Source organism: Virgisporangium ochraceum, from assembly GCF_016863655.1.
Taxonomy (GTDB): Bacteria; Actinomycetota; Actinomycetes; order Mycobacteriales; family Micromonosporaceae; genus Virgisporangium; species Virgisporangium ochraceum.
Genome location: NZ_BOPH01000034.1, coordinates 167234 through 176404, shown reverse-complemented (window position 1 = coordinate 176404; position 9171 = coordinate 167234). Strand labels below are relative to the sequence as shown.

The following is a 9171-nucleotide window of genomic DNA, read 5'->3' as shown; positions in this document are numbered from 1 at the left end:
CGACCGAGCCGACGGATGGCAGCTTCGGCGGCGGCCGTCGGCACTCGGACGGCGAGCATTCGTTCGCCGGACGGGTGCCGTACCGCGATGAAGATGTCCTGCCCCGACCGCGGATACACACGTAGGGAGACCATCCCGCCGATGTGCGGCTCGGCGGCCAGCATCGTCCACCTGGCTTCGGTGATGGTGTCGAGCGTGGTCACGGTTCCGGATCCGGTTCGTCGGAGTCGAACAGGTCGTCCAGTTCGCGCTTGAGCCACACCGTGTTCACGACGTACTCGGTCTCGGTCGGATGATTCGACACCGGGAAGCTGATCGCGAACCCGACGATCGGCGACTTGTCGGGACATGTGCTCTTGTCCGGATGGTTCAGCGGGTAGATCAGCAGGAGCGGCTGGTCGGGCCTGCGCGCCTCACGGAGCGGTCGGCCGGTGGGGAGCGTGGGCACGACCGGGGTCCGGTTCTTTCGCGCTGCGGCGGCCTGGGATGCCTTGATCGTCGCCGGCAGGGCGGCCGCTTTCTGCTCGTCGGTCAGGTCGGTGGTCTCGTCAGCGGGACTGAGCACCCGCCGGATCGCGTACCGTTCGACGAGCTTGCCGTCCTCCTTGGCTGCGCGTTTCACCAGGCCTACCTCCCTGGTACCGATCTTGCGCGGCGGAGCGTTGGATACCCCGACCAGGCGCACGGTCCATCGCGACAGTTCGCCCTTGGCCGCGCACTGCTTGATGTACCCGGAGAGGAACACCGGCCGCACCCGGTAGGAGCCGCGCTCGGGGGCGTACCCGTCGAGAAAGCCCTCGATGACGTCCGTGGGGCTCACGTTCGTCCAGACGACGCTGCCCTTGTCCTCGGTACCCGTTCCGATCTGGTCGAGCCTGGTGACGAACCGTTCAAGGTTGGCGAAGTTCTGCCGGACGGCGCTCTCCCGCAGGCTGAAGGCCGTAGTCTCGGGGATCTCGCCGGAGTAGCTGATCCGGACCTTCTCGCCCCGCCGCATCTTGTTGGCTGCGGTCACCGCCAGGCCCAGGGACGACGACCGCACCCGGAGGCCGAAGGTCTCCGGGGTCTGATCGACTATCGCCATCTCTTCGAAGTCGCGGCGCAGCTCGTTGTCGGCCGCGGTGATCTCGGCATAGGCGTCCCGCAGGTCGACCGTTGTGTAGAGGCGGCAGAGGTCCTCGTAGCCGGGCCGGAACCCGAACCATCGGCCCATCTGCAAGAGGGTGTCGTAGGTGTTGGAGGTCCGCAGGTAGTAGCTGACGCTGAGTCCTTCCAGCGTCAGGCCACGGGAGAGTTTGTCTCCACCGATCGCGATGACGTTCAGCCCCGTCCGGCGGTTCTCGTAGTACGCCAGGGCATCTTTGGAGGTGCCGTTGATGGCATTGACCTCGATGCGCCGGATGGCGGCCGGGATCTCCGCGGCCACCTGCTCCCACGACAGCCGCGGAGCCTCATCGGCCGTAAAGGCGTCAGTGGTGGGGACGAAGTCCCTCTTCCAGAGCTCCTCCATGCGGGCCAGGAGACGTCGCGACTGGTCGGTGCGCGAGTCGCGCAGCCGGTCACGCGACAGTGAGAGATGCTCGTGGACCTGGTCGCGAACGATCTTCTGTACGTCGGTGAAGCGGGTGACGTGGATGAGCATCGAGTTGTGCTCGCGGACCTGCCCACGCGCACGCCGGGCGGCGCAGGTCAGGACGAACGCGTCGACGGCCTCCTGCAACGATCCCGGGAGCTGGTCCGGGGGAACCCAGTCCTTTTTATGCTTCGGCATCCACGTCGTGGAGTCGTCGACGGGTCTGAAGACCGGGCGCGCGTCGATGGAGGTGTCATCGGGATCGTCCGCCCGCAGTCCGAAGACCCGCTCCGGGCCGAAGTAGTTCGACGGGGCTGGCAGGTTCTCGATGAAACTGCTCGGGAACAGGTCGATGCCGTACTTGTCGTGGTCGGCGTCGGGGTTGATGTAGATGTTGGCGAACGGCGTTGCCGTGTAACCGACATAGGCGGCCTTGTCGAAGGCCGCCAGTAGGTTCCGGATTCCTCGGTTGATCGCCGACGGGTCGCTGTCCGCATCGCGACTGACGTCAATGGAGGCATGGTCCGCTTCGTCGTCGATCACCAGCAGAGGGACGTCCCGGACTTTCGGTGGGCCGCCGTCCGCGTCCTCTTGGCCCTCCACCTCGACGACCCATTTCCGGACGTACTCGAGGATGCTGTGGTGTTTCTTGATCACGAGCACAACGGGATAGTCACCGATTGGTAGACCGGTGTGAAGCGCGACCTTGCGCTGGAAGTCACCTGTCTCAGCACTGGTGGTGAGCGAAGCGACCTTCAACCGACGTGCGCCGCTCATGGCGCCCACCCCGATGCGCGAGTTCCGCTTCTCCTCGTCGGACCGGAGCTGGTACTGGGTGTCGAAGCCCAGCAGGCCCTCGTCCACCCGCAGCTGGGTCTGGCTGCGCAGGCTGTTGTGGATGCCCGCCAGGATGACGATCAGTTTGTAGCCGGCGTCGGCCGCCTTGCATGCGAGCCCGATGTAGTTGCCGGTCTTCCCGGACTGAACCTGCCCGACCACGAGCCCCGTGCGCCGCCAACGGCCAGGCCGCTTGGGATCCTCGATCCGGCGCAGGATCCGGTCGGTACTCTGGTCCAGCCTCCGCACGACCAGGGGCGGCAGGGTACGCACATCCTCCAGGTAGCGACGGTAGCGGTCCCAGAACTCCCACGACCGCTCGGCGCGTGCGTCGGCGAGCCACTCGATGTGGTCGGCGTCGTCGTACAGGCCAACCGAGTCGTCCTGCCAGACGGCCACGCGCGCTTCAATCTCCTTACGCAGCACGGTCCCGTCGATTGGAGTCTTGCGGAGCTGTTGCATCGCGATGACCAGGTCAACTGCGGAGTCGACCTCGGCCGGTGTGGCCTGGCGGTCGGTCGGAAGCGCCGCGAGGACAAGCCTGATGGCCTGCTGCATCGCCTCATCCGGCTCCACCGGTGGTGTGGTCATGGTTCCTCCCGCATCGGTCTGCCGGGCATCGGCGCGGTCACGCCCGCCAGAACCCGTCAAGCTGGTCGAACGGCGACATGACGGCGAGCCGCTGTTTGGCTTCGTGAGGCGTGCGGCCCTGATGCACAAGGGACGCGTAGATGCGCTCAGCCACCGCTGTGACCTCCTGGGGAGCGGCACCGAGAAAGGGCTCCGGATCGTCTGCCGTATCGACGTCGTGCATGATTCGCAGGGCGGCGACCGGTACCGTCTCCTCCAGCAGCCGGACCAGCGCACGGGCGTCCACCGCGCCGTCGGGTCCACCGCGCAGAACCTCGCGCACCAGCGGGTGTTCGCGGTTGATGCGGCACCGGATCCGACCGTCGGTCTTGTCGACACGCCAGGCATAGACGAACTCGGCACCGTGAGCACGTGCGTTGATGCGGCCCCGGTGGCTGAGCACTTCGGCCGCCAGAGTGCGGGTCCGCTGCCCGATGCGTTGCAGATGACGGCGGACGCCCACCGGAGGAACAGCGGCCGACTTCCGGACGTCAATCGCCCAGTCGGAGTCAGCCTCCGCAGGCACATCGACGGCGATCCGAGCCAGGTTGTAGCGCTCATCCCGCCGGAACGTACGGATGCCGAGCCAGTCGCCCGCGAGTATCAGCCGGTCGCGGCGATACACGTAGAAGCCCTGCTGGTCCAGCCAACCCGCAGGCCCTGCCGCCTGGTCGGCGTCCTTCTCCAACCGCTTCGGATGTGGAAGGACGTACGGCTCGATCCGCACCGAGTGGCTGCCGACCGGGATCTCCTCCGCTGGAAGCCGCTGCACTCCCGGGTGGGTACGGAGGAACGGGTCCCACCCGGTCAGCGAGGTCCCGTTTACCGTCAATTCCAGGCGCCCGCGACCGGACAGGAACCGACCGAAGACCATCGCCAGGTGGGCCTCGACCCGGCCCATCTCCACATAGAACTGCCGCTGGACCACGGCATCGTCCACAACGACACCGTCGAGATCGAACCGGTGCAGGCTCCTCCAGAGCACGACCGTCCCGGACTCCGAGCCGTCTTCGAGTCGGCCGAGTACCTCCCGCGTTCCTGCGTCCGCGCCGTGCAGCAGACGCCACTCCCCCGTTTCAGCGACGACGTTCAGGTCCCACGTCCGTACGGTGATGGCGCCACCCGCCGGCCGGCTCGACACGGTCAACCGCCCCGCCTGCGAGAACGACGCGGTCTTCAGGCCCATCCCGAATCGCCCGAGATCGTGCACAGTCCGGTCCGTCGACGGACCACGCGCCGCGACTCTCATGGCCGTCACCAGCTCGTCGCGGTCCATGCCCCGGCCGTCGTCGACGACCGCGACCCATGAGTCGCGGCCGTCCCAGCTGAACACCACGTCCACCCGCCGCGCCCCAGCCGACACGCTGTTGTCGACAAGGTCGGCCACCGCAGCCTCCAGGCTGTAGCCGAGCGACCGCAACGACGCCACCGTGCCAGCGGGATCCGGGCTGGCGATGTCGTAGCCAGGTGTTACGTCGTGATTCACCACGGTTCCAATCCGGTGGGATGAAACGTCATCGGATTCCGCTGTGCACTAATTCGGGCGTCGGACAGACCCACAGAGTGTCCGTTAGGTCCCCGAGAGTATAGGGCGACGCGGCAGCGGATCACGCTCCGTCAACGGCGCCGAGCAGGTTGCGGATCAAGTCGACACCTTCGCCGCACAGCGATGCCTGTCCGTCGCCGCGGGTCATCCGAGCGGCGGGGGCACTACCGGACGATCACCTGAATGCACACTGGTCACCGGCGACTCGGACGGCCGGCATGGGCTGTGGCCATTGTGTACGACCACCCGCCTCTGCCGGACGGATGACGGGACAGCGGGTGGACATGGGCGAGCCAGCCGTCCAGCGCCTGCCGGGTGTCGGTAACGTGGCCGGTCATGACCGCCGCCGAACCTCCGCCGCCAAGAACGCCACGGGGCCATGGCGGGTACGCGGTGAAGCTCGTCCGCGGTCCGTTCGTGAAACTCCCTGCGAACGCCGATGCGTGTGATGACAGCGCCGCGCTACTGGCGTGGACAGCCGCGCTGCGGGAGCAGGGGGCACGGCTGGCGGCCGACCTGTTCTGCGGCGCCGGTGGCCTGAGCCTGGGCCTGGAAGCGGCCGGCTACCGGGTGGTCCTCGGTGTCGATCACGACGACGAGGCGGTCGAGACGCACCGGCACCACCACGGTGGGATGACGGTGGACTGGGACCTCGGGGATCCGGACCGGATCGCCGAGGTTGCCGACCTCATCCGCCGGACCGGAGTGGAGCTCCTCGCCGGTGGTCCGCCCTGCCAGCCGTTCTCGAAGGCCGGCCGGTCGATGATCCGCCACCGGGTCCGTCACGGAATGCGGGACCCCTACGACGAGCGCCGGGACCTGTGGCGGTCGTTCCTTGAGGTGGTGCGCGCGGCCCGGCCGCAGACCGTCCTCATGGAGAACGTGCCGGACATGGCACTCGACAAGGAGATGTTCATCTTCCGCACCATCGTCCACGAGCTGGAGGAACTCGGGTACGGGGTGCAGGCCCGCGTGGTGGAGACCCGCCGGTACGGGGTGCCCCAGTTCCGTCAGCGTCTGATCATCGTCGCGGTCGCCGACCGGACCGAGTTCACCTGGCCGCCCGAGGAACCGGTGCAGGTCACCGTGATGAACGCGATCGGCGACCTGCCCGAGGTCGAGGGTGGCTGGCGGCCGGAGGGTGGGATGTACGGCTGGGCCGACTACGCCGGTCCGCAGCCGGGGGCCACCTTCCAACAGGCGATGCGCGAGGGCGTCGCCGACGACGACCGGGCCAAGGTGTTCGACCACATCACGCGGCCGGTCCGTGAGGATGACGCGCGGGCGTTCGAGCTGATGGACTCCACCACCCGGTACTCGGACCTGCCCGAGGAGATGCGTCGCTACCGGGCCGACATCTTCGACGACAAGTACAAGCGCCTCGACGCCGACGGGCCGTCACGGACGATCACCGCGCATATCGCCAAGGACGGCTACTGGTACATCCACCCGAAGCAGAACCGCACCCTCACGGTGCGGGAGGCGGCGAGGCTCCAGACGTTCCCGGACCGGATCAGGTTCGCCGGCCCCCCGTCTGCCGCCTTCCGGCAGATCGGCAACGCCGTGCCGCCGCTGCTCGGCCGTCACTTGGCCACTGCGGTCCGTGCGGCGGTCGACGCACCCAGACCAGCCCGACCCCAGACCCGCCAGGTCGCCGAACGGGTCGCTGACTGGTTCACCTCCGGAACCAGTCAGCTGGTGCCGTGGCTGCGGGCCGAGACCCGGTGGCAGGTCATCCAGGCCGAGATCCTGCTCGACCGCGCCCAGCCGATGACCGTGCGCTCGCTGTGGGGCCTGTTGCGCATGTGGGCGAGCCCTCAGGACACCATCGCGGCCGAGGACCAGCTCACCGAGATGTCCCGCTGGATCCAGCGGGAGGCCCGTGGCAGCCGGATCCTCGAGCTCGCTGCGGTGCTTGCCGGTGAACCGGAGATCCTCGACGAAGGTGACCGGCTCAGGGCGCTTCCGGGGCTGTTCGAGACCCTGGCCGACCTGGCGATCCTGGCCGTTCCGGTCGCCGGCGAGGACGATGCCGAGGAGCCCGTCCTCGCGGGGAAGGGCGTGCTGCGGGTCGCGGCCCGGTTCAGCGGCGAACCCGTCGACAGGAAGAACCGGCTCAGCGACGGCCGGATCGCCGTCGCCCGCATGGTGGGCGACGACGCCAACGCCCGGCACGCCCACCTCGGCCTCATCGAGCTCGCCAACAGCCTGTGCACACCGGAGACTCCGAAGTGCGCCCACTGCCCGCTACGGGACCTGTGCCCGGCCGCCGACCACGAGCCCGAGCTCTTCCAGCTCTACACCCCGCCGTCAGGTGTCGAGGCCCAGAAGCTCGACGACCTCGGGTGAGGTCTCGCGGAGCACGGCGGCGATTCGCTGCCACGCCTGCCACTCCCCCGCCTGCATCGCCGCCGCCCGCACCGCGACGCCCGCCGACACAGCGGCATGGGTTGCGGCCCGCTGCTCGGCCGGCGCCCCGAGGTCCGGCGGCACCGGCCTTGTCGCCCCCCGCGGCGTCTTGCGGTAGGCGTCGTTGGCGTACACGCACAGCTCGTTGATCGACGTCTCCAGCATGTGCCTCAGCTGCGGCGGAAGCGTCACCCTCATCTTGGCCACGTTGATGTTGAAGACCGCGTCGAGATCCGTACCGAAGTCCAGAGCCGCACGGGCGAGCTTCGTGTGCTCGTCGATCCCCCGGATGCCGCCCCAGCCGCCCCACTGCACGAGCCGGTCGGCCCGGTAGATGTACAGGCCCTGCTGCCGGTTCCAGTTCAAGGGACCGGACAGCCGGTCGAACTCCGCCTGGGCGGAGAAGCGGTCACGGGACGGCAGCACGAACCTGCGGAGCGTCACATGACCGGCCCGCTCGCCGATGTTCAGCTCGAACGCGTGCGACGCGAGCTCGGTCCGGGCAGCCTCGTGCGGCGCGAACGGGTTCCACGGCTCGACCTTGTTCCCGTTGACCGTCAGCACCAGCTGCGGACGGCCCTCCAGCCCCTCGATGAACCGGTGGAAGACCATGGCCAGATGCTCGGCCGTCTTCGTCGCCAGGGCCTCCAACCGTCGGCGTGCCCAGCCCCCGTCCGGGTTACGTTCGGGCAGCACGCGGTCGAGGTTGCGCCACAGGACCACCGTGCCGGGACCTTCGGCCAGCCATTTCCGGGCCCGGGCCACCTGCGGATCCGGTCCGGGATCGACGACCGCCCACTCGTCCCATTCCTCGACGAGGTCGAGGTCGAGTGCACGGGCGCAGGTCCGCACGGCGGCTCGGCTGTTGCGCGTCACGACCGTCAGCGACCGGCATTGCGACAACGAAGCCGTTTTCAGACCCAACCCGTACCGGCCGAGCTCCCCGCCCGCATAACTCCGACGACTGCCCAGCCGGAGCGCCTCCAGCAACGCGCCCGGCGACATCCCGGAGCCGTCGTCGGTGATGAACACCCGTGAATCGGCGCCGTCGAACTCGACCATGACGTCCACCCGTGTGGCGCCGGCGGCGATGCTGTTGTCGACGATGTCAGCCACCGCGGTCGGGAAGTCGTAGCCGATGTCGCGCATCGAGCCCGTCAGGCGGGCCGCCGACGGAGCGACCTCGAACCATGCCTCTCGCGCCATGTCCACCTCCGGTCCGTTGTCCGTGGGGACCAGGATGTCACACCCGACGTCATGATCACCGGACGTTCAGGCCGGATCCTTTAGCTCGCGCCATCGGGCCTCGATGGTGTCCGCGACCGCGAGAGGATCCTCGTGCTCCCAGAAGTGGTGGGCACTCCAGCCCAACGCGGCGAGCTTGTCGTCCTTCTCCGCATCGCGCTCGACGTTGCGACGCAGTTTCGCCAGCCACCACTCTGCGTTGTTCTTCGGCAGAGTGCCGTGCTCCGGGCACATGTGCCAGAAGCAGCCGTCGATGAAGACAGCCAGCCGTACACGGGTGAACGCCACGTCGGGACGACCCGGCAGGGGCTTGTGGTTCACACGGAACCGGAGACCACGGCGATGCAGTTCACGCCGGATCAGCAGCTCCGGACCGGTCGACGCCCGCGGCATCCGGCTCATCTGCGCCGAGACCGTGGCGCTGAGCGGTGGCGGGCGTCGCCCAGCGGCTCCGGCCGCATTCCTCACGCGGACATTGTGCCGACGGGGACCACCGTCATCGCACTCGGGCTGCTACTCGTCCGCCGGTCCCGACCTGTCGACGGATCCGGCGGCAAGCATCTCGTCGACACGGGACTCGACGGCATTGACGAGGTCGTAGTCGCCGGCGGACTGCGGCACACCGACATCGTCCGCGTACTCGTTCGCATCGACGTACGCGTGCAGGTCGGAGAAGGACCTCACGTCGGGCGGAATCCGTCCGTCGCGGATGTCCGCGCGGACCAGCGCGATGATCGCTTCTGCGTACTGCCGCACGAGTACATCATCTGGCGCCACAGGAACCCCTCCCCTGAAGCGGAACGCTGGTATCCGCTCTCTTACCGTCGTGCCGCGCAACATTGTCCCGCAAGCAGACGTGACCCGTCGGCAGATGGCAGCCCGACAGACGGCGAGGTTGACGGCCGGTCCGTCAGATCGGTCTCAAAGCGGG

Annotated in this window: 7 protein-coding genes; 1 reads left to right on the top strand and 6 read right to left on the bottom strand. The window is 68.2% G+C overall.

Annotation, left to right across the window (positions count from 1 at the left end; translation table 11 throughout):
* The 3 genes from Voc01_RS14565 to Voc01_RS14555 form a co-directional block, all read right to left on the bottom strand.
* On the bottom strand, positions 1-203 hold a 203-nt coding region (locus Voc01_RS14565; RefSeq protein ID WP_203927937.1), incomplete at its 3' end, for a hypothetical protein.
* A complete protein-coding gene (locus tag Voc01_RS14560; protein ID WP_203927936.1) occupies positions 200-3001 on the bottom strand; it encodes a Z1 domain-containing protein in 2802 nt (933 codons plus the stop codon). The genes Voc01_RS14560 and Voc01_RS14565, both read right to left, overlap by 4 nt.
* 37 nt (positions 3002-3038) lie before the next feature.
* Positions 3039-4526: an ATP-binding protein gene (locus Voc01_RS14555; protein ID WP_203927935.1), complete on the bottom strand. Its 1488-nt coding sequence runs from the start codon at positions 4524-4526 to the stop codon at positions 3039-3041.
* A 477-nt stretch (positions 4527-5003) separates the two neighbouring features.
* Between Voc01_RS14555 and Voc01_RS14550 the strand changes: the two genes are divergently transcribed.
* A complete protein-coding gene (locus tag Voc01_RS14550) occupies positions 5004-6935 on the top strand; it encodes a DNA cytosine methyltransferase (protein ID WP_239160187.1) in 1932 nt (643 codons plus the stop codon).
* Here the strand turns inward: Voc01_RS14550 and Voc01_RS14545 are convergent.
* From Voc01_RS14545 to Voc01_RS14535, 3 genes are all read right to left on the bottom strand, one after another.
* On the bottom strand, positions 6897-8201 hold the full coding sequence (locus Voc01_RS14545; protein WP_203927933.1) for an ATP-binding protein: 1305 nt from the start codon (positions 8199-8201) through the stop codon (positions 6897-6899). The two genes, Voc01_RS14550 and Voc01_RS14545, sit on opposite strands and share 39 nt — an antisense overlap.
* Before the next feature lie 66 nt (positions 8202-8267).
* Complete coding sequence (locus Voc01_RS14540; protein ID WP_275423716.1) at positions 8268-8708, bottom strand: very short patch repair endonuclease; 441 nt, start codon at positions 8706-8708, stop codon at positions 8268-8270.
* 45 nt (positions 8709-8753) lie between these two features.
* Complete coding sequence (locus tag Voc01_RS14535) at positions 8754-8996, bottom strand: hypothetical protein (RefSeq protein ID WP_203927931.1); 243 nt, start codon at positions 8994-8996, stop codon at positions 8754-8756.
* Positions 8997-9171: the final 175 nt, after the last annotated feature.

What these genes read in the sequence shown, in the direction of transcription:
- Voc01_RS14560 (WP_203927936.1), bottom strand. Translation starts at nt 3,001, where the DNA reads ATGACCACACCACCGGTGGAGCCGGATGAGGCGATGCAGCAGGCCATC.
- Voc01_RS14545 (WP_203927933.1), bottom strand. Translation starts at nt 8,201, where the DNA reads ATGGCGCGAGAGGCATGGTTCGAGGTCGCTCCGTCGGCGGCCCGCCTG.